This is a genomic window from Bradyrhizobium sp. CB1015, assembly GCF_025200925.1.
Classification (GTDB): domain Bacteria; phylum Pseudomonadota; class Alphaproteobacteria; order Rhizobiales; family Xanthobacteraceae; genus Bradyrhizobium.
Genome location: NZ_CP104174.1, coordinates 2,319,069 through 2,339,846, shown reverse-complemented (window position 1 = coordinate 2,339,846; position 20,778 = coordinate 2,319,069). Strand labels below are relative to the sequence as shown.

General features: G+C 63.1%; 12 protein-coding genes and 3 pseudogenes. 13 read left to right on the top strand and 2 right to left on the bottom strand.

What is annotated here, in order from left to right; translation table 11 throughout:
- The first annotated feature begins 298 nt into the window (after positions 1–298).
- Positions 299–805, top strand: a complete 507-nt coding sequence (locus N2604_RS10605) for a nuclear transport factor 2 family protein (RefSeq protein WP_260374657.1) — start codon at positions 299–301, stop codon at positions 803–805.
- A gap of 389 nt (positions 806–1,194) precedes the next feature.
- Here N2604_RS10605 and N2604_RS10600 read toward each other — a convergent pair whose 3' ends face one another.
- On the bottom strand, positions 1,195–1,614 hold the full coding sequence (locus N2604_RS10600; RefSeq protein ID WP_260374656.1) for a hypothetical protein: 420 nt from the start codon (positions 1,612–1,614) through the stop codon (positions 1,195–1,197).
- A gap of 929 nt (positions 1,615–2,543) precedes the next feature.
- Between N2604_RS10600 and N2604_RS10595 the strand changes: the two genes are divergently transcribed.
- A complete protein-coding gene (locus N2604_RS10595) occupies positions 2,544–2,720 on the top strand; it encodes a hypothetical protein (protein WP_260374655.1) in 177 nt (58 codons plus the stop codon).
- A 512-nt stretch (positions 2,721–3,232) separates the two neighbouring features.
- Positions 3,233–3,563 (top strand): annotated as a pseudogene (locus N2604_RS10590) (6-pyruvoyl trahydropterin synthase family protein).
- A gap of 163 nt (positions 3,564–3,726) precedes the next feature.
- On the opposite strand, the gene N2604_RS10585 reads toward N2604_RS10590, so the two are convergent.
- The gene (locus tag N2604_RS10585) at positions 3,727–4,185 is read right to left on the bottom strand and encodes a YHS domain-containing (seleno)protein (protein WP_260374654.1); all 459 of its coding nucleotides are present in this window, start codon (positions 4,183–4,185) and stop codon (positions 3,727–3,729) included.
- Between the two features lie 183 nt (positions 4,186–4,368).
- Between N2604_RS10585 and N2604_RS10580 the strand changes: the two genes are divergently transcribed.
- The 10 genes and pseudogenes from N2604_RS10580 to N2604_RS10530 all read left to right on the top strand — a co-directional run bounded on the left by N2604_RS10580 (position 4,369) and on the right by N2604_RS10530 (position 20,645).
- Complete coding sequence (locus tag N2604_RS10580; protein WP_311739960.1) at positions 4,369–4,797, top strand: adenylate/guanylate cyclase domain-containing protein; 429 nt, start codon at positions 4,369–4,371, stop codon at positions 4,795–4,797.
- On the top strand, positions 4,787–6,262 hold the full coding sequence (locus tag N2604_RS39405; protein ID WP_311739959.1) for a tetratricopeptide repeat protein: 1,476 nt from the start codon (positions 4,787–4,789) through the stop codon (positions 6,260–6,262). The genes N2604_RS10580 and N2604_RS39405 overlap by 11 nt, the downstream gene beginning before the upstream one ends.
- 339 nt (positions 6,263–6,601) lie before the next feature.
- A pseudogene (locus N2604_RS10570) lies at positions 6,602–7,513 on the top strand (IS110 family transposase); the annotation flags it as partial.
- Between the two features lie 798 nt (positions 7,514–8,311).
- Positions 8,312–8,419, top strand: a pseudogene (locus tag N2604_RS10565) (ABC transporter permease); the annotation flags it as partial.
- A gap of 1,200 nt (positions 8,420–9,619) precedes the next feature.
- Entirely contained in the window at positions 9,620–10,327 is a 708-nt protein-coding gene (locus tag N2604_RS10555) for a BTAD domain-containing putative transcriptional regulator (protein ID WP_260374653.1), read from the top strand.
- A gap of 230 nt (positions 10,328–10,557) precedes the next feature.
- Positions 10,558–12,948: a hypothetical protein gene (locus tag N2604_RS10550; RefSeq protein ID WP_260374652.1), complete on the top strand. Its 2,391-nt coding sequence runs from the start codon at positions 10,558–10,560 to the stop codon at positions 12,946–12,948.
- Positions 12,945–14,204 carry a hypothetical protein gene (locus N2604_RS10545; RefSeq protein ID WP_260374651.1) on the top strand — a complete coding sequence of 420 codons (1,260 nt, stop codon included), beginning with the start codon at positions 12,945–12,947 and terminating at the stop codon, positions 14,202–14,204. Before N2604_RS10550 ends, N2604_RS10545 begins: the two co-directional genes overlap by 4 nt.
- Before the next feature lie 19 nt (positions 14,205–14,223).
- On the top strand, positions 14,224–14,664 hold the full coding sequence (locus N2604_RS10540) for a hypothetical protein (RefSeq protein ID WP_225125293.1): 441 nt from the start codon (positions 14,224–14,226) through the stop codon (positions 14,662–14,664).
- 2 nt (positions 14,665–14,666) lie between these two features.
- Complete coding sequence (locus N2604_RS10535; protein WP_260374650.1) at positions 14,667–15,833, top strand: hypothetical protein; 1,167 nt, start codon at positions 14,667–14,669, stop codon at positions 15,831–15,833.
- A gap of 21 nt (positions 15,834–15,854) precedes the next feature.
- Entirely contained in the window at positions 15,855–20,645 is a 4,791-nt protein-coding gene (locus N2604_RS10530) for a peptidoglycan-binding protein (RefSeq protein ID WP_260374649.1), read from the top strand.
- Positions 20,646–20,778: the final 133 nt, after the last annotated feature.

Here is a 20,778-nt window from a genome sequence, read left to right as displayed (position 1 = left end):
TAATTCGGGAAGCTACGATCGGAAGAACCGCCGGATAATGAAACAAGTAGGTTATCGCGCGCGTCGAGTAAGACGCTTTCATCTGTCACATGCGTCAACTTGCCTGTCTTTCCCGACCGCATTCGCCGCATTCTCGAGGAATGCCCGCCCCCGTCGTCGATGATCAAGGTTGGCGCGCGCCAAGCCGTGCAAAATGGCATATACTCGCAAGCCGGTAGTATTACAGCCTAACGAAGGAATGCCCCTCGGAACAAATGCAACGCGACGTCCTACGTCAGGAGGACGTCGCGATGCAATTGTGCATCACAACCAGAGGGGAAGTTGTTATGAAGCGACGTTCATTGCTCTTGGCATTGTGTTCTTCTGTTCTTCCGCTTTCATCTCTGCATCAGCACTGGCCGATGAGGTCAAGCAGGAGGCCGAAAAATTAGCTGTCGCCTACACCGACTGCGTCGCCAAGAAAGACGCGGCCTGTGTCGCTGCGCTCTATACAAAGGATGGGGTCCAGATCAACCCGGGCGGTGTGTTTTCCGATCTCAAGACCGTATACGAAAACAACTTCAAGAACGGCACCGATCATATTGAGATCAGAGTCGGCAACATGTCGGTCATCAACAACGATCTGGTCGTTGCCAACGGCGAGACCGACATCTTCGGTAAGGACCCTAAGAGCGGCGACGCCACCAAGGTCACAGTGTTCTGGGGCGCCATCGAGATACGTGAAGGCGGCGCTTTAAAAATCCGCCAGTTGACCGTCGGCATGAAGCCGCCTCCAGCTAAGGAAGCCAACGCCGAGAAGAAGTAGGACGTCATCATGTCGTTAAGTCGCCCACGCGCCCATCCTCTTTGAGGGTGGGCGTTTGATCTTGCTGCACGTTGGTCGGAAAGCGAAGTACGGGTGCCTCGAAAGGCACACCGCTCGCGCGATGTCTACAAGTGGCCCCTTTAGCGACCTCGGGAGACCTCCGCTTTTCCGCCGCTGTTAGATGTTGAGCGGACATCAGGCGGCCAACCTCTTAAAGAGTGCACAGCTAGTATGTACCTGCAATCGGAGTGCACGACCAGGTCTCCAGTCGATCAAAACTTAGGACAGTCTTATTGTACGATCATGCGAACCGTTGCAACGGGCCGCACCAGCTCAAAACGGCAGCCTCCCATGGAGACAACACCTGCGTTTATTCTGCTTGGGAGCTTCTAGCAGTCCGTCGCCTTTTTCTGAGATGGTGCGGGCTCGGCCGCACCGGCCGTGGCCTTCTTTGATTGCTCGGTAGGCGCCGGACGGGTCTGCTCGACGGTGCCTGCTGTCCTATCCGGTTGCTGCGCGGAGGGTGCAGGCTTGGTCGCCGCTGATTGCTCTGCCGCGGTGGGCTGGTTCTGCATCTGGCGCTGCGCGTCTTCCGATGACGTCGCTGTATGTTCTGAGGCTTTGCTCATCGAAGATGTCGGTGGATGCTGCGTGGAATCCGTTGCTGTAGAGCCAGTAGTTTGTCCGGTATAACCCGGCACATTTCCTGATCCTGCATCGCGGCTGACCGTGTCGCAGGGACCGGCATGGATGGAACTAGTGCTGAAGGCGAGCACCGCGCCCACGATCATAAGTCTGTTAGTAATCATGGTCCTTCTCCTTTGTTGGACCTCGACGATTGAACAAAAGTATGGGGCCTTCTGTTCCGGTCGGGTGCGAGCAATCCCAACATTGGGGAGGGGTCCGAGCTCTCGAGACCTTAAGATCGCGACGAAGCTCAAAGAGCGAGTACAACAGTTTCGTATTACCGCGGCTTCGTTTTTTAAGGCCAAAGAGCGATTTGAGCTGACACAGGTCGTTTGACGCCTCCGCCAGCAGCCAATCACGAAAGGTCACGATCTTCGGCAAGTTCGCAGTCGCCTTCGGGCAGACGATCCAGTAGGTCTTCGACAGTGGCAGTGCCAGCGGAACAGGCCGCATCAAGTGGCCGTGGATGAGGTCCCATGCTGCCAGCGTGGTGCGGGCCGGCGCGATACCCTGCCCGTGGCCGCGTTGATCACCATGCCGGCGCGATTGAGGAGCGGCTCATGTGTCGCCCGACCTCGTCGAGGCCAGCCTCTTGCAGCCAGCTGCTCCAGTCCGCGCGGCCGTCCATGTAGATTAGCGGAAATTTCAGAAGGATCTTGGGGAGCCGACGTGCAACATCGTCGGGGCCAATCCAAGGCGTAGGTCACATCCATTACAAGGCTCCCGTTCCGGGTTAGTTCACTGGCATCACAACCTAAATTTGCATTTCCGGTTGTGAAAGCACAGAAGGTGTCCTGAGGCGAGGAAATCGCGCGCGAAAATAAATTTTAAATGCTGGATTTAAATACATTTAAATGGTGCAAAGTATTTAAATGTAAAGATAAAATAGAACTGCTTGGCGCCCCACGGCCCCATGCCTCGAAACGGCTTCCGGCATCTTTTCCTGTTCCAAGTCCCCAGATGTCCTGCCGAGCGATTAGACCGGAAGGAACCTAATTAACTCGTATGTTAATTTTGCTCGGATGGGTGTCCTCCAACGATGGAGACGACCATGAAGCAACAGGAGCAATTGCTGTACAACCTTTCCGCCGATGAGCTTTGGTTATTGCGGAAAGATGTCCATGCGAAGCTGGCGACGATCCTGCTTAAGAGAAAAAGCATGCTCGAAGAGCGCCTAGCGCAATTGCGACCGCGCCGAGGCCGGCGCCGTGTTATTCGAATACGCTGAACCGTGTACGCCTAATGGGAACGGTTTGACATGCCTAAGCAGATTGCGATTGCCCTTTGGTCATTGGCTGCTGCGTGCATATTGGCATTCACGGTGGCGGCGCTTGTATCTTCCCACTAGTCGCCAAGACAATCGCCCCTCCCGGCCGCCATGGCCGCTTTAAAGCTCCCGCTCCATCGCAGGATGCTGTTGGTTCTTTTCCTTTAATCCAATCCTTCTGCCGCCCGCCTCGATACGGTCGCTCGCGGTGCTTTGAGACGATGCCTTCTAGTCCCATCCGGCAGGCGGCACAGAAGACATCGGAGCCGATCTCGCCCGCCTCGAAGAACTCAGGTTAAGCAAATCTGGTCCGCCCTGGCTCAACGAGCGGACTTCCGACCGCCGAGGCGCAACTTCGCAAGCGGGCCAACTCCGGCCCTCCGCTGCCCCCCAATTCTACGAATGCGGGGGGGAAGGGTTGCAGTTCGAATTTCTTCAGGCGCGCCATTTTACGACATCGGTCAGGACGCCAGATGAAGTTGCAGGCGTTCAAGTTTGCGGCGGCCCACTGGCTGCCAGGCGTGCCCGAAACCCACCGGTGCAGCCGGCTGCACGGCCATTCTTACCTGGTCGAAGTTCAGCTGAGGGACCGGTGGACCCTCACACCGGTTTCGTCGTGGATTTTTTCGATCTTGAAAAAGGTTTTGCCGACATCGTCGGCGCGCTGGATCACAGATGCCTGAACGACGTCGCGGGGCTCGAGAACCCGACCGCTCAGAACATTGCAGTCTGGATATGGGACCGCTTGTAGGGGACCTTCGGCCACTCTCTGCTGTTCGCGTCTACGAGACGGACGGGCGATGACGGCAACGGCGCGCCGTCGCGCCGGCGTGAACAACCACGTCAGCCAGTCCATGGTCGTCAAGTGCTGATTGGCAACAACGTGCAGCGCTCAGCCTGAGGGGCGCCGCGAGCGATGGTGGATGTATCCTCCAGGATTCACTCAACGTGGAAAATGCCTTAAGCGTTAGCGATACGGCGCGTCGGCGAGGGCTCTCCAGTTTTCCCGTCCCTTGGCGATCATCGCGGCCGGATCGGCACGCATTTTGCCGACGCCGGCTGCGCCGGCAAAGACGAACAGCTGGCCGTCGACGATCAGCCAGTGTTCCGGGTCCGCTTCGATCTTCACGCCCGCCGCAACCGCGGCGGCGCACGAGCCCGCATATTGCGGCGCATAGCGGTCCGGGTCGGCCTTGAACAGTTCGAGATGCTGAGCCGAAGCGAAGCGATAGCGCGCCTCGTCGTAGACGGCTTCGTATTCGGGTTTCCCCGGAGTGGGCTTGCCATCCATGAAGTAGGCGACGGGGTCGTAACCCTTGAGCACCAAACGCAGTGACGTGGGCTGCACCGATTGTGCCATGGCAATCGATGTTGCGATAAGCAGCCCAACAAGTGAGAAGGCAAAGCTAGCGCGACGACGGATCATGACATCCTCTTGGCCCGCGGCCGGATGCGCTCCGCAAACATTATATCGAGCCCTCCCCGAGGGCGCCAGAAGTAGGAGCGAATCGTCCTGTTGGCCGTTGGATGCCCTCCGCATTTTGGGGCCTTGCCCGCATTGCGGGGGGCCTCTACCCTTCGGGGCCAGCGATATAGAGGAACCGTCCCTTTGGCGCGCGAGCAACGCAGGTTAGCCGCGATCGTCGCGGCGGACGTTGTCGGCTACTCCCGCCTGATGGGCGGCGATGAGAGCGGCACGCTGGCGGCGTTGAAGGCTCTGCGGCGGGAACTCGTTGACCCGAAGATCGCTGAGCACAGCGGCCGGCTCGTTAAGACGACCGGCGACGGACTGCTGGTGGAGTTTGCAAGCGCTGTCGACGCAGTGAGCTGCGCCATCGAGCTGCAAACGGCCATGGCCGAGCGGAGCGTCAACGTACCCGAGGACCGCCGCATGGTCCTTCGCATCGGCGTGAACGAGGGCGACATCATCATCGATGGCGACGACATCTTCGGTGACGGGGTGAACGTGGCGGCGCGCCTGCAGGAGATCGCGCCGCCGGCCGGGAGGGCTCTGCGCATCGAGCCGTGTGTACGATGACGTGTGCAACCGGCTGGGCGCCTTCTTCGAGGACGGCGGCGAGCGATCGCTCAAGAACATCGCGCGACCGGTGCGGGTCTATCGGTGGACTCCGGACGCGACGGGAAGCGGCGCAGCAGGCCAGTTGGTCAAAGCGACAGCGCGGCCGAGCCGGGTGGCCTGGATGATCGCGGGGGCAGCCGTCGTGGCGCTCGGAATCGGCAGCTGGTGGTGGTCTTCGCCATCGGGCCGTCCGGACGCCGAGCGGGCAACGAGGGCGTCTACGGCGGCGGCCGTCCGCTCCGCCTCGTCGCGGCCCGGCATCGCGGTTCTTCCATTCGTCAATTTGAGTGGCGATCCCTCGCAAGAATATTTCAGTGACGGTCTCACGGAGGACGTAATCGCGGCACTCGGCCGCTATGGGTCTCTCACCGTCATGTCGCGCAACGCGGTCTTCCCGCTAAAGGGCAAGAATGCCAGGCCGGCGGAAATCAGCCAGGAACTCGGCGTGCGGTACATTGTCGAGGCCAGCGTACGACGAGCCGGCGAGCGGATCCGGGTGAGCGTGCAGCTCACCGACGCTCTCACCGGCAAGCTGCTCTGGTCGCAGCAGTATGACGAGGACCTGAAGGACGTCTTTGCCGTGCAGGATTCGGTAACCCGCCAGGTCGCGGGTGCGCTCGCCGCCAACTTGACCCGGGTCGAGCAGCGGCGCGCCTTGTCAAAGCCGACCGAAAGCCTGGACGCTTATGACTTGGTGCTGCGCGGCCGCGAACGGCTTCTGCGCAGTACGCGAGGGGCAAATCGAGAGGCCCGTCAACTTTTCGAGCGGGCAGCTGGGCTCGATTCCAAATACGCCGACGCCTATGCCTGGAGCGGAATGGCTTATTTTGAGATGGCGAACCAGGGCTGGACGGAGGACCCGAACGCGGCCTTCGAGCGCACCCTGGAACTCGGAAGAAAAGCCCTGATGCTCGATCCCGACTCCGTTCTTGGGCACCGTGTGATCGGCCTTGTCCATCTCGCGCGGGCCGAGTACGAGCAGGCTTCTGCCGAGATCGATCGTGCGCTAGCCCTCAACCCCAGTGACAGCGCGGGCCTTCAGGCCCAGGCCGACGCGCTCCTTTGGCTCGGCCGCCTCGACCAATCGATCGAATTGAACGAGGCCGCATTTCACTTCGATCCGCTTCCGCCGGTCGCTGCGCTGTTTGATCTTGGCCTCGCCTACTACGAGCAGCGACGCCATGACGATGCGCTGCGTCTGTTGGCGCGTACCAGCGCTCGATTCCCCGAAAACCCTTTCGTCCATACTGTGCTGGCCGCCACCTTCGCTCAATTGGGCCGCCTGCCGGAAGCCGCACGGGAGCGAGACGCTGTCCTACGCCTCAATCCCTTCTTCGACGCAGCGACATTCGGTTCGCGCTTTCAAAATCCGGCGCACCGCGCCTACCTGGTCGAAGGCGTTCTCAAGGCCGGGCTCAATTAGTCTGGACGGCGGGTAAGAACGGATGAGCGTCAGCTGCGTTCAAGCAAGATTCCAATCTCTACGCGGCGGTCTAATCGTCTGGGGAAAGCAAACCGGCAGATTTCGGGCCGAATGTGAAAGTGATTGCGTCGTGCTCGGACGGTGTCGCGGTTTCAGACGTAGCATTCGACGTGAAAATCTCCGGAGAGGATAGGATCACACTCAGCTCCAAGGAGCCGGTTCCCGTGGAAATGCCGTACGTTCGCTGTCCGATGTGGGTCCGCTAATGGGATGGTCCGGCCGTGCTCCTGCCCCGCCAGCAAGCGAAGCTGGCAAGGGGCTAAAGACAAGGAGCACGCCATGTCTCAGACACGCAATACCGCGATCGCCGTGATCGGCATCGACATCGGCAAGAACTCGTTCCACGTCGTGGGCCACGATGTGCGCGGCGCCATCGTGCTGCGGCAAAAGTGGTCGCGTGGCCAAGTGGAAGCGCGGCTCGCCAATATAGCGCCTCGCCCGATCGGCACGGAAGCCTGCGTCGGCGCACATCACCTGAGCCGCAAACTCGCATCGTTTGGTCACGATGCCAGGTTGATGCCGGCCAAATATGTCCGCCCGTATAGCAAGGGACAGAAGAACGACTTCAATGATGCCGAAGCCGTGCAGCGCCCGACGATGAAGTTCGTGGCGACCAAGACCGTGGAGCAATTGGATCTGCAGGCGCTGCACGGGGTGCGCGAGCGGCCGGTGTCGCAACGCACCGGCATCATCAACCAGATTCGCGCCTTCATGCTGGAACGCGGGATCGCCGTGCGCCAGGGCATCGGCTTCTTGCGCACCGAACTGCCTACCATCCTTGCGAACCGCTCCGATGCGCTGTCGTCACGCATGTTGCGTGTCATCGAGGAGTTAGCAGGCGACTGGCGCCAGCTGGATCAACGCATCGATGGCCTCTCCGACGAGATCGAAGCACTGGCCCGTCGAGATCAGGCATGTTCACGTCTGATGACGGCGCCTTGCATTGGGCCGATCATTTCGAGCGCCATGGTGGCCGCGATCGGCACTGGAGACGTCTTCTCCAAAGGCCGCGACTTCGGCGCCTGGCTCGGACTGGTGCCCAAGCAGATCTCGACGGGAGATCGCACGATCCTCGGCAAAATCTCGAGGCGCGGCAATCGCTACCTGCGCGTTTTGTTCGTGCAGGCGGCATGGGTTGTGATGGTCAGGATAAAGAACTGGGAACGCTACGGGCTCAAATCCTGGATCGAAATGAAGCAGCAGTAGAGTCGCGCGCCGTGGAGTTAGCGTAGTTTGTCGGTCCAGACGTGGAGCGTCCAAAGTGATTTCCAAGGTAGTTTCGCTTTTCATCATCGTGCAGCTCTTGCATGCCCCATCGGCACTCGCAGCCTGCGGCGACAATGGAGGTCCGGGATACCGAAGCCAATCTGGAAAGTGTGTCGGTTGGGAAGCGCTTGCGCGCCAGTGTGGAAACCCGCCCTCAACGAAGTGCACGCCTGAACGCGTCGCTGAGGACTCCGGAGATGCTGCGGCGAAAGGGGCAGCCATTCGGACACTAATGGATCGCTCTCATGATACGAAAAAGACGCCGACCAATCCTTGAGACGCGAAGCCTAGGTCTCATCACATTCCGCGCGGCTGCTCTCACCGCTATCCTGTCACTGCTAGCCGTCCCCACACTTGCTGCAATCGATCAGACGATCCGCCCGAGTTACATCGGTCAAACCGCAGGTGACATTGATCAGTGGCAGCGGATCCCGCTTCGATCCGAGCAGCGATTTTCGCGTAGGGCGTCGCAAATCAAAGTCGCTATTCAAACGCGGGGCCCAAGCATGCAAGGGCTCATCCGCATTCCCGGTGCACCAGCTTCCAACTTTGACACGGGGCCGGGCCTGACCATGGTTGACTTGATCAAATACCGGGGACGAGACGAGCGACTATTCCGAGATTGTGGCCTTGGAAATCATTTACGCACAGCGCCCTTGGACAATCATACGAAGCGTATGTAGCGGACGCTGCCGCCAAATAGCAGCCGCCTCTCAAAATGGCGAGGCACCATGGATGGCGCTTTGGCCCGGCCTTGCGATCATCACGCTCGTGATCGGCTTCAACCTCATCGGCGACGGCCTGAACAGTGCTCTAAATCCCAGACACTAGCGCGCGGCGTCCAAGTGCACCGCTGCAACGCGCGAACTCGGCAGCATAAGCTTTGCTGGTAAGGGGAAGGGACTTGCTACCAAGATCCATAGTTCTCAAGCAGCAATACAAATTGACGCAAGAAGTGCGTTTGCGTGGAAATTCTTCTCAGACGTGCCGCGGTTGCTCTCTCATGGACGTAACGTGCACCAATCTATGACCGAGCCAAGGACCACGCTCGGTTCACTTGCCCCGACTTGAGCCCAATCGACTTTATCACCGGACCCAGGCTCGCGGGCGTCGCTTCAACAAAACGCTAAATTGTCTGCACTCGAGTCACTGTCCGGCTCCAGGCCTTGCGAACGATAGGCTGCCTGCAGAGCTTGGTCCGCCATCGCGCGCGTGTCGCTTACGAGATCCCGTCGACGATCGCATTCGGGTCTTACCGGGCTCATTCTTTGCCGCGAAGCGGTAGTCGACCGCCGCCTTCGCGTCAAACGTCGGCACTACTTAACTAAATTGGATACTGCGGCTAGCTGGCGTGAACAGCCGCGTCCTCCTCAGACGGTCAAGGCAGTACTCTTGTCAGATGCGTGCGCTGCTTCATTTTTGCAACCGATCATTGCATCGAACCGGCTATGCTCGACGTGAAGCTTCTGGTTGCGGCTCAAGAATGAACTAGTTCATACTATCGGGATAGAAAACACCGCTACGTTACGAACTGATCTGCATCGGGCGACTGTCCGGGTCGGAATTTGCTCTGGGTTCCGCCTCGCGCATCCCACGCGAGCACAGGATGCTCTGGCGGCAAACCGTCGAGCCTGATTTCGGTCAACGCGTGTCGGAGTTGTGGTGAGGTTCACATGTGCACAGGACTGGGCACGCCCATGTGCAATATCTGCGGCAAATTCTGCGCGCGCGGCGAACTGCCACCAGGCCTCGTGTTAGCCACAGTGTTCGAACACGGTTGTCGGCATACGCACGCACCCGCGCCATTGAACAGTAAAACGCGACTAAATCTATCGCTAAGTCCCGGCCTCGGGCTCCAACCCGATTTATTGCCCACGATGGGCGGCGGGCGTACCATTCCACGCCGGTTGTCAGCCTAGTGTCGAGAATTTAAGGACCGGCCGGAATACGAACGGCCCAACAGAAGACTTTACTCGGCCGGCCAGAGCTCGGTCGAACTTTTTCATAATCTCGCGACCAGGAAGGCTCTTCATGACGGGGGGCATCAGTGAGAGGATAGTGGAGCGCAAGGTCGCCATTCTCGGGCGGCTTGGCGTCCACCCGATGGTTCGCCTCTCGCTCCCGGCGCGCCGGCTTCTCGCCTTTCTCGCGCTTCAAGGCCGGCCGGTCTCGCGCACCGCAGCCGCCAGCAATCTCTGGCTGGATCTCGCCGAAGACGCGGGCCGAGCCAACCTCCGCCGCGCGCTGTGGCACGTTCCGCGCGGCTGGATCGAGACCATGGGCGACGAGCTGGTGCTGTCGGCGGACGTTGATTTCTCGCGCGCGCAGGCCATCGCGGCCCGTGCCCTCAAGGGCGAAGCGCTTACCTTCGAGGACATCGTATTGCTATCGAACGATGTTCTGCCCGGCTGGCATGAGGAGTGGCTGATCGCCAGGCAGGAGGCGTTTCGCCTGCTGCGGGTGGAGGCGCTCGAGGCGGCCTGCCGGATGATGACGACGTGTGGCGATCTCGCGCTGGCAGCACAGGCGGGGGTCGCCGCGCTCGCCGCCGAGCCGCTGCGCGAATCGGCGGCCGAAGCGCTGATTGATGCATATCTCGCCCAGCGCAATCGCTACCAGGCGGTCCAGTGCTACCGTTCGCTGGCAAAGCGCCTTGCCTGCGAGCTGGGCGTGGCCCCGGATGAGGCGCTGGCGAAGCGCGTGGCCGGCATTTGTCCCGCCTCACGCACCGCGCACTAGCTTCCCCTTCCCTTTTTGTCTCTTCCTTTTCCGGAGTCTGCAGGGACGGCCGTCGTCTGCCCGCGGACGATCCTGCGACGCTGCGTGGACGCCTCGGAAAGCGCCGCGGCCACGGCAGCAATACGCACTGAGCGCGCGAACAAGCCGGCAAGGCGACGGCGGCACACACAGCGGCGGACGGCGGTCATGCTCAACTGCACCGCAGATGTTCAGGAGGCCGGAGTCGCGCGATGCTGAATCAACAAGAGTCATCCCATCTCTTCGCCGCGCACGAAAACCCGTTCGCTGAAGCCTTCGCCGAAACCGGCAACGGCGCGGCGATCGGCTTCGCTCCGTGGAGCGAGAATCTCACGCCATTCGCAGCGACGCTCGATGGCGGCGCAAGCCAGTCCGAGACCGACCGCCTGGTGGCCGAAGTCTATGCCGAGCTTCGCGATGAAGCGTTCGACGAAGCGCTTGCGTTTCTGGCCGAGGAGACCGAGCAGGCACTCGACGAGCGGTTCGTCGACGAGACGCCGGCGTCCGCACAGGAGCGCGAACGCTATGCCGACGCGCACCTCGCCCCGGTGCGCTTCGAGGCGCAACAGTATCTGCAGGCGCTGGAAGCAGGGATGGCCGGCCTGGACGTCGGCTCCCTTTCAGAGCAACAGCTCGATGAGGTGCTGGAGAGATTCGACCCATCGATCGGAGAGCTGACGCCGGCCGGCGAGGAGTTCATCGGCAAGCTCATCAAGAAAGCCAAGGGCGTCGTCAAGACCGTCGCCAATGTGGCAAAGAGCGTCGGCAAGGTCGCGGGGTCGCTGCTCGGGCCGGTTCTGAACAAGCTGCGCGGCCTGATCAATCCCCTGCTCCGGCGCGTCCTGTCCTTCGCCATCGGCCGGTTGCCGGCACCTCTGCAGCCGCACGCACGCGCGCTCGCCGCCCGATTCACGTCCGAGGCTGCGGAGGAGAGCATCGACGAAGCTCAGGTGTCACCGGCGAACCTGACCGACATGGAGTCGCTCGCCGAATCCTTCGACGCGGCCATCGCGGAGGCACTGGCGAGCGATGCGGCAGCCGAGTTCGAAGGCGAGGCGTTCGGTGCGACGGACGAGAGCGAGATCGAGACGCGGGAACTCGAGGTGCTCGCCGAAGCCCGCGGCGCACTGATCGAACGGCTGCGCGACGCCGATGAGGACGAAGATCTCGCGCCTGCGATCGAGCAATTCGTTCCCGCCCTGCTCGGCGCGCTGCGGCTCGGAATCAACCTCGTCGGTCGACCGAAGGTGGTGGGCTTCCTCGCCAATTATCTCGGCCAGCTGATCGGCAAATGGGTAGGACCGCAGCTCAAAGGGCCTCTGTCGAACGCCATCGTAGATACCGGTCTGAGGCTCATCTCGCTCGAAGCCGAGGACCGGGCGCAGCTCGAGCGCAGCGACGAGGTGGCGCCGGTCGCGCTCGCCAGCATCGTCGAGGATACGGTCCGTCAGTTCGCCGAGAACGAGGACTACGTGTTCGAGGACGAAGAGCTGACCCAGCTCGCGACCGCAGAAGCGTTCAGCCAAGCCGTTGCAACGCATTTCCCGCCTCGCTTCGTTCGTGCGTCGCTGCAGCAGGCCCCGTCGCTCGGCGGAACCTTCGTGAGCCGCCGCCCGCGTAGCCTCCGGCCCTATCGCAAGTACAGCCGCACGCCCGATATCCAGGTGACGTCGCAGATTGCGGACACGCTGCCCACCTTCGGCGGATCGACGGTCGGCGCGGCGATGCGGGCGGCGGGCGCGCAGTTTCCGATCCGCGCGCGCATGCACATCTATCAGTCTGCGCCCGGCACCACGCTCCAGCGCATGGTGCGCACCGACCGGTCGGGCGCAGGCGCAGGCCGCGGCTACATCAACACCGCCAACGTCCATCCGCTGACGCCGGCGGCGGCCGGCGTTCTACTGCGTGAACCGAAGCTCGGCGTCGCGGTGCCCGCCGCATATCTTCGCTCGCGACAGCGGATCGCCGCGGGCCAGCGCTTCTACATTCTGGAGCCGGTCGGCGCTGGCGCGCCGCCAACTTTGCCCGCGGGCCCGGCGGGACAGGCCGCGGCCAGGCGTCTGCGCGCAAGCCGTGCCTGGGCTTCGGTGAATATGCGCCAAGCGCGCATCACCGTCGGCATCTACTTGTCGGAGGCGGAGACGCAGAAGATCGTCGCGGCGATCCGCAAGGGCCAGGGAAGCCTCCCGCTACTGCAGGCGCTCACCAGGACCTACCAGGACATGGAGCGACTCTCCGCGGGCGGCCAGGCTCCTCTCCGGATGTTGCGCGAGGATGGTGAGGACGGCGAGACTTTCGAGGACTTCGCTGCCCACAGGGTCAGGCTGCTGCCGCCCGGCCTGACCGCACAGCTGCGCCAGCGCCTGCGCGCCTGGGTGATGCCGGCGTTGACGAAATGGGCGCGAGCCAATGCGGAAGCGTTCGTGCGCGCAGCCGGACATCCCGATCCCGGTGTAACGGTTCGCATCCGCCTCACCGCGGTCCCCGGGCTCGACGCGATCCGCAGGATGCTGCGCGGCGGTGCGTCCGCGCCGTCCGGCGCCGCGCTGCGCGGCACACCGAGCATCGCCATCTCCGTCACACCTGGGCGAGGCGGCAAGTGACGCGTGACATCGACCAGCATCTCGTCACCTCGGACCTCCAGCGGCAGGTCGCCCACTGGCTGGCGGCCGCTCGCACGTTTCGCGATGCCGAGGAGTTTGCTTCGATCGAGGCCTGGAAGTCGGTCGAACGCGACACCGGTGCGCCGCTGCGCCAGCAGATCAACGCGGTCGTCGAGGAACTCATCGGGCTCGGTGAGGCGACGCAGCGGGTCGTTGCCGAGGCGCGGAAGAATCCGGCTCGCATTCCAGCCGCCTCGACCGGTGTCCAGCGTTTCCGTCGCCGCTACGTCCAGGTCGACACCACGCTCGATTTCCTCGGAGATGCCGTGAACTCGCGAACGAGTGCGCCTCTGCGCGAGGCGCTCACGACGCTCGACCGGCTTGCGGTCACGAGCATGCAGGGCGTGCTCGAGCGGGCGAGGAAGCCGGTGCCAAGAGTGCTGGTGTACCAGGACAAGGGAACCGGCGCATCGATCCTGCGCGCGGGCGTCCGCCTCTGGGCGCCCGGGGCCATCATGCCGGTCGCCGCCATCAAGATCGTGCGCCACAATCTCTATCGTCCCACCTCGCTCTTTCACGAGACTGGCCATCAGGTCGCTCACCTCACCGGCTGGACGCCCTCCGTGCGAGCGGCCATAGCGCGCGCGCTGAAGGACGATGAAAAGCTTCAGGCGATGTGGACACCCTGGGCCTCCGAGATCGGTGCCGACGTCTTTGCCTTTCTTCACACCGGCTATGCCTCGACGGCGGCGCTCTACGACGTCGTCGGCAGTGCCGACACCATCCTGCAATGGCCGGTGGGCGACCCGCACCCGATCGGGTGGCTTCGCACAGTCCTCGGTTGCGCAATGTCACGCCTCTGCTTCGGCGATAAGGGCCCATGGAATGCCCTGCAACAGGCCATGGAAGCGCATTATCCGATCGCCCTCGCCGAAGAGACGCTGCAGCCCCTGCTCGCCCGCTCGAAGGCCGCGATGCCAAAGATCGCAGAAGCGTGTCTCTCAGCGCCCGTACCGGGGCTCGGCGGCCGGCCGATGACCGACGTGCTCGATCCAAAACGCGTCTCGCCGCAGGCGCTTGCCGAGCTCGAACACACCGCTGGCGCAGCGCTCTGGACGTCGCCGGCGTGGCGGCAGCGCGAGGGAATACGGATCGTCGCACTCGCCGGTCTGCGCGAGGCCGAATGTCCGGAGACTGCACCGATGTGGATTGAACGCGCACGCAGCTGGTTCGTCAACCAAACCGAAGCGGCGTGAATTGAGAAAGGAATACGACATGGCCAAGAAGCCTTCATCTTCGGCGGGATCCGAGTCCGTGCTGGAGCTTGCCAAACGCCAATCGGACGGGCACCCGCGCAACGAGGAGATCGACCTCCTCAAGCAGACCATCAACGAACTGCACGAGCGCGATGCGAAGCGCGAGCAGGAGCTGTGCCACTTGAATCAGGCGCTGAGCCGCTTGTCGCAGATGAGCGCGATCGAATGCATCCTGACCAACGGATTCGAGGAACTGTCGACCAAGCTCGCACCGCTGGCGGAGATCGGACCTCATCGCGTTCCGATCACGGATGGCGCTGTGAACGCGCGTCTTGCAAGCATGATCGAAGCCACGGCGCGGCCGAGCTGGTCGGGAGCATCGACCGTGCCGATACCAACGCGTCCCGTTCCATTCATCGGCGAGGTCGTTCCGCGCCCACGCGACAACGAAAGGTACTAGTCATGATCCAGCAGCTGATTGACCGCATGATGGCGCCGCCGTCCAACATGTCGCGCGACGCGGCGGCCGCAATAGTGCTCATGTGCGATCCGTTCGATCTGTTGCTCCACATGGAACAGGTCTGGAACGCCTTTCGCGTATGGGGACCGCCGCCGAATCCGCAGTCGGCCAGCCCGGCCCGCCTAGCCTTCCTCCGCTACGACATCGGCGCATTCGCGCCATTCACCCCGGATCCGTCGCTGGCCGGTGTCCCGCAATGGGACCACCTCGGCTACAGCTATGTTCTGGAGAACACACGCGCCATCCAGATCCTGCGCCGCGTCGTCCGGGAATATCGCTCCGGCGAAGGTTTGGGCATCCCGTCAATCGCGACCCAGCGTTGGCTCGAGATCACCGAGGTGCTGCTGTTTGGTGCCGCCAATCCGCTTGCCCCGTGGCTGTCCACCAGTGTCATCCGTCCGGATCCCGAGGCGGTACGGCGCAACGCATACTGGCGGCTCCTCGGCCTAGACCTGGCATTCGGCACCGACGACAACCGGCCGCCCACCTACGACAAGGCCACGCACGCGAACGCGTCATTCATCCAGGTGTTCGAGGAACTCCTTTTTGAACTGTGGCAGGCGATCACCAACGTTCGCAACACATCCGGCGTGAACGCATCCGACGACGATCGGATCTTCAGGATCGCCGAGGCACTGCGATTTGCACTGCGCGCCCGGCGGCAGAATCAGTTGCTCAGCCGGGAGGAGTTGGTCGCAGCAACGGCCCTCGGCTGGGCCGAATTGACGCTAAGCGCCAACACGCCGGTGGTCGAGGACCTCGTTGCCAACGCCACGAGCCCCTACGAGCGTCTGCGGATGATCGGCGAGCGCGTTGGGCTCGCACCGCACAGCAAGTCTTCCGCTCTGTTCTCGATGGCTGGCGATCTTTCCCGGTTCCTGCGCATCGTCGAGTCCGGCGTCGTGTCCGGACCTGAACTGGCATGGGTTCTCTACCTCGAGCAGCCGCCGGTCGGTTCGCCGCCGGGCGCAGCTTCGCCGATCGGAGCTTCGAGCAGGCGGGTCATCACCGAGTGGGCATCCGCAACTGGCAAGGATCTGAAAACACGCGCAAAGCCGATCGAGATGCGGCCGCCGACCCGGCCGCCACTGCTCGTCGGCGCACGCTGAGGTCAACGCAGGAGGCAGACGATGCACGGGTCCAGGCAGGATTTCCAATCGCTCGACCCGCTCGGCCTCGACGCTCCGTTCGCGGAGACGTCCGAGCCGGAGAACCGCAGCGGAATTGAAGCGTTCGCCACGCTCGAGGACAACCCGTTCGTGGCCTTTTCGGGCGGAGCGGGCGAAACGGAGTGGACTGGTGCGGGTGAATCCCAGTCCTTCGAGGAGGAACTGGGCTCACCCCACTCCTTCGCGAACTGTACGTCGACGCAGAAGCAGTTGCTGCTTGACGTCACCGACCGGTGTCTGCGCGCAGTGCGGCATGCGGCCTCGTTCGTCGGCAGCGCGTACGGACGGCCGGATCGGATGAGCGCGGCCACGCGGCAGCTGCTGCTGCGTCATTTTCACACCACAAAACACGACAATCTCCGTCACATCGTCACGCGGCTGATGCGGATCGAAAAGGCGCTGAAGGATGGAATCAAGTTCCGCGGCGAGACCGACTGCGCCACGGACAGCAAGGGAGCGGTCTGCGGTTATGCCCTGACGACGCAGTTGTTCGGCGGTTTCGGCAAGGTCCACATCTGCTTCGACACACGGCCGAGGCACTGCAACTTCAGCGCGCTGGCGCCCGACACACAGGAGGTGACCCTCATCCACGAGGTCGCGCATCGCTATGTCGGCATCAAGGACCAGGCCTACGAGCACGAACCGAAATACTCGACCCTGTCCCCGAAGCAGGCTCTGGACAACGCGGATAGCTACGCCTTCTTCGCCGTTGAAGGCATGACCCTGCTCGGCGAGACCCTCGAACCGGAGCAGGAAGGCACGCTCTCGGAAGATTTCGATGAAACGTCGTTCACCGGGCTGGAAGCCCGGGCGTGGGAATCGCATGGCCTTTCCGCGGACGACGAAGCCGCGCGAGACGAAAGCTCGGAGCCTTGGGCGCGCGAGCTCGAGGAGGCTCGCGAGCTGGAATCTGGAGCCAGCCGTTGCTCCGAGGACGAACACGAAGGTGAGGATGAATATCTCGAGTCCGAGGCGTGGACCGCAACAGCGGAGCAGATCGCCTTTCGCAACAGTGTGCTCGCCGAGCATATCGCCCGCAGCCGCAAGGCGAGGGGTGCTCCCCTGCCTGACCTGAGCAGCACCCAGGTCGAGACGATCCCCGGCACCGGCGTCAAGACGCGGCCGGAGACCGCGCGGGCCGCAGGCCGCCTGCTCGCCGCTGCAAATGCAGATCTGCAGAAGGCTCAGATTGCGGGTGATGCCGACGCGCTGCGAACGAAACGATTGACGGCAGCAAGCGGCTATCGCGGCAGCGAGCACCAGCGCTCGCTGTGGCTCACCTACTTCAAGGGCTACTACAACCGGACACGCGCGCACCGCGAAGCTCTTGCCGAAGGTCCGCATTCGAAGGCAGCAGCCGCCTACATGCTGAAGTCGAAGGCCTACGGCGGCTTTGGCCTGGGTGGCCGGATTGCGGCGCCAGGCTACAGCAATCACCAGAACGGCATTGCCGTCGACTTCTATCAGAACAGAAAAGCGGGATACGAGATCGCCAACAGCAGCAGTGACGCAGCCCGAGCGGCCTGGCGCAGGAGCTGGTTCTATGGATGGCTGAAGCAGAACGCAGCGGCTTACGGCTTCGAGCAGTTGCCTACCGAGGAATGGCACTGGGAGTTTCGCCGCAAGCCGACGATCACGAGCGAGTTCGAAGGCGAAGCCGTCGTTCCGCCCACGAGGCCGTATCTTGACGGCGCGCTATGGATCTACCGCTCCCGCGTCACCGGCACGAAAATCGCCGTATTCGCGTCGGCCGCGGCCGTTCGAGGCAGCGGGCCGTTGGACATGTTGCTCTACATCCACGGGCTGCTCAGTCCGTGCGGCGTGCCGCGAGCCATGCCTGCGGGCATCGTGACGGAGGCGACCTTCCGGCTCGGCAAGATCGTGACCGACAGCGGCCGGCCGATGCTGCTGATCGTGCCGCAGCTCCAGACTGGGAGCGACGCAGGCTGGAGTGCACACGGGCTCGACCGGCCTGCGCAGCTCAATGCGCTGTTTGCCGAAGTGCTGGGCGAGACGGACCGCCGCCTCGAGCGGGGCGGCACGCAAATCGGCCGGCTCGTCATTTCCGGGCACTCGCGCGCCTACGGCGTGCTCTATACGCTCGCCAACGCGAACAAATCCACGGCGCTCGGCACCGGCGCGCTCGCGAAGCTCGTCAAGGTGTGGGTGCTTGACGCCACCTACGGAAGCCCGCCCATCGCCGCGTTCAAGGCGCTCGCCGCAGCCCGGCCGGGTTTGGGCGTCGACATCGTTTACCGCGCCAAATCTCCGACCGACAAATTCGACGGCCGCGCCAGTGCGGGCGCGGTGGCGCTGCGCCCCGTGCCGAATTCGATCACCCATTGTGCGCTGCCCGGTAAACTGCTCCCGACCTTGTTGAGCGAGCTCGGCACAGCCCCGGATGGCGAGGCCTTCGAGAATTTCGATGCGATGTCGAGCGCGGAAACACATTTCGAGAGAGCTGACGTGGAATCGTTGGCTTGGCTGGACGTGGAAGCAGGCCTTCCTGGCGACAAGCTCGACGAAGACTTCTCCGACACGCGCTGGCCTGAATCGTCCGAGGACGAAATCGACCACGAAGGGTGCGGATGCGGGTGCGGCGCCCACTCGGCGCCCCGAAATTTCGAGGCCGAGTGGTTCGAACCGGAATCGGATGACGCGGGATGGCCTGCAGGCGTGGGCGTGCGCGCATTCGACACCGAGGCCGGTGGAGCTGCCGACCTCTTGCAGGGCGCCTCGGCTCTCGTGATCGGACCGACGCTTCGCCGCGGCAACGGCGGCGCCGGTGTCGAAGCGCTGCAGCGCGCGCTGGCGCAACTCGGCCATTCGCCGGGCGAAATCGACGGACGATTTGGCGCTGCAACCGAAAAAGCGGTCCGCGCCTTTCAGTCCCGCGCAGGCCTCGCCGCCGACGGCGTGGTCGGCCCGCGCACCAAGGCGGCTATCGCCGCAGCGCTCGGCGGCAAGATCGCGCCGCTACCTACTCCACCTGCTCCCATCCCGCCGGCACCGACCCCGCCTGCGCCGCTTCCTGTCGACGAGGATCTCGATACCTTCATTGCCAGATTGGCTGCGGAGTGGTCGCGGCGGACGGGCGGAAAGCCTTCGGCCGACGAACGAAGTGCGGCACTGCGCGGCGACTACGAGGATACGCTGAAGGGCGCCCGCATGCGCTTCGGGACGAAGTACGCCGACGACGTTCTCCGCCGCGCCTGGATGATCAGCCGCGAGGAAGAGATGCGCTTCCGTACCGAGTCATCGGGCGGCTCGCTCGGCGATTTCGGGCCGCCGGCCCAGCGGGTGGAGCTGGTCAGTCACGCGTCGATTGACGGAAGCGACAAGGCGCCTGTCGCGCCGATCATGGTCCGCTTCTTTGCCGAGCTGCGCCGCCGCTACGGCGCAGGCCTCGGAGCGGGCACCTATCGCGGACACGGCGGCGGGAGCTTCAACGACCGCGGCTATTCGCTCGATCTGTTCCTGAACAGGCGCGACGCTCGCGGCTTCTATCTCCGCGACGATGCCTTGAGGTTGCTGCGCGCGGTGAACGAGACCGCGAAGGCGATGCTGGCCAAATGGCGGATCATCTACAACGATTTCGCGGTCGCCGACGAGATCAACCGGGAGACCGGCAAGCGCAACGTGATCTTCGTCGGCACGACGCGCAAAGACAAGAACAAGCGCGTGACGGGGCTCAACTGGCATGGACCGCATCCCCTTATCATCCACTTCCACCTCGACCTCGCGCCGCTGCCGGGCGCGCAGAGCGAAGCCGAGGACGAGGGATGGCAGGAGACTTGGCAAGAGAACTGGCAGGAGAATTTCAGCGACGATGAGGACGTGCGCGCCGCCTGCGAGGGCGAATCTCCAACCGACGAGACCCTCACCCTGGAAGCCCTGCTCGCGGGCGAAGCGGGAGACGATCCGGGGCTGGTGGACCGCCTCAAAGGCGTCGCCGAATTCATGCTCGGACCGACGCTGCGCCGGGGCAGCAAAGGCGACGGCGTGAGCAGCCTGCAGCGCGCCCTTGTCGGGCTCGGCTACGATTTAGCAGTGGACGGTGATTTTGGTTCGAACACCGAACGCGCGGTGCGTGGGTTTCAGTCGCGCAGCGGGCTGGAGGCCGACGGCATCGTCGGCGCGGCGACCAAGGTCGCGATTGGCGCCGCGCTGGGTGGCCGGTCGCTGCCGCCCGCCCCCGCTCCTACGCCTCCTGCGCCGACGCCCTTGCCCTACGTGCCGGGCAAGAAGCTCGCGCCGAAAGCGTTCGTCGCCACGTTCGGCGAGTCAGCCAGGGCTTCGCAGGCGGCGAGCCGCGTACCCGCCCTGGTAACGCTCGGCCAGGCAGCGCTGGAATCCGGCTGGAGTGCGCATGCGCCCGGCTTCAATTTTTTCGGTATCAAGGCAAAAGCCAGCATGCCCGAAAACATGCGGCAGTTGCTGAAGACCAAGGAGGTCATGTCGCGGCCCGACGCCAAATTCCCCGAAGTGATCTCGGTGACGCCGCGGCCCGACGGCAAGTACGACTATGTCGTGCGCGACTGGTTCCGCGTCTATCCCGACGCTGCCACCGCGTTCAGCGAGCACGGCTCATTTCTGGCGCGCAACAAGCGGTACGCCAAGGCGTTCGCGGTCACCCACGACCCATACGCCTTCGCAACCGAAGTCGCGCGCGCAGGCTACGCCACCGGACCGACTTACGAGAGGGAGCTCCATGCCGTCATGCGCATGATCGAGAAGGCGGGTGGCGGGTAAGAATGTCGAACTGGAACCTGCAACCTAAATGGTCCGATCCGGATCGCCGGTCGGGTCTGAGCGACGCGTTCTCGAAGAATTCAGGGCGGCAGCCTTATCGTGTCCGGAGGTCCACCATTCGCCAGCAAGAGCC

Coding starts and splice junctions, on each gene's coding strand:
- N2604_RS10600 (WP_260374656.1), bottom strand. CDS start 1,614: ATGATTACTAACAGACTTATGATCGTGGGCGCGGTGCTCGCCTTCAGC.
- N2604_RS10595 (WP_260374655.1), top strand. CDS start 2,544: ATGAAGCAACAGGAGCAATTGCTGTACAACCTTTCCGCCGATGAGCTT.
- N2604_RS10585 (WP_260374654.1), bottom strand. CDS start 4,185: ATGATCCGTCGTCGCGCTAGCTTTGCCTTCTCACTTGTTGGGCTGCTT.
- N2604_RS10555 (WP_260374653.1), top strand. CDS start 9,620: ATGACGGGGGGCATCAGTGAGAGGATAGTGGAGCGCAAGGTCGCCATT.
- N2604_RS10550 (WP_260374652.1), top strand. CDS start 10,558: ATGCTGAATCAACAAGAGTCATCCCATCTCTTCGCCGCGCACGAAAAC.
- N2604_RS10540 (WP_225125293.1), top strand. CDS start 14,224: ATGGCCAAGAAGCCTTCATCTTCGGCGGGATCCGAGTCCGTGCTGGAG.
- N2604_RS10535 (WP_260374650.1), top strand. CDS start 14,667: ATGATCCAGCAGCTGATTGACCGCATGATGGCGCCGCCGTCCAACATG.
- N2604_RS10530 (WP_260374649.1), top strand. CDS start 15,855: ATGCACGGGTCCAGGCAGGATTTCCAATCGCTCGACCCGCTCGGCCTC.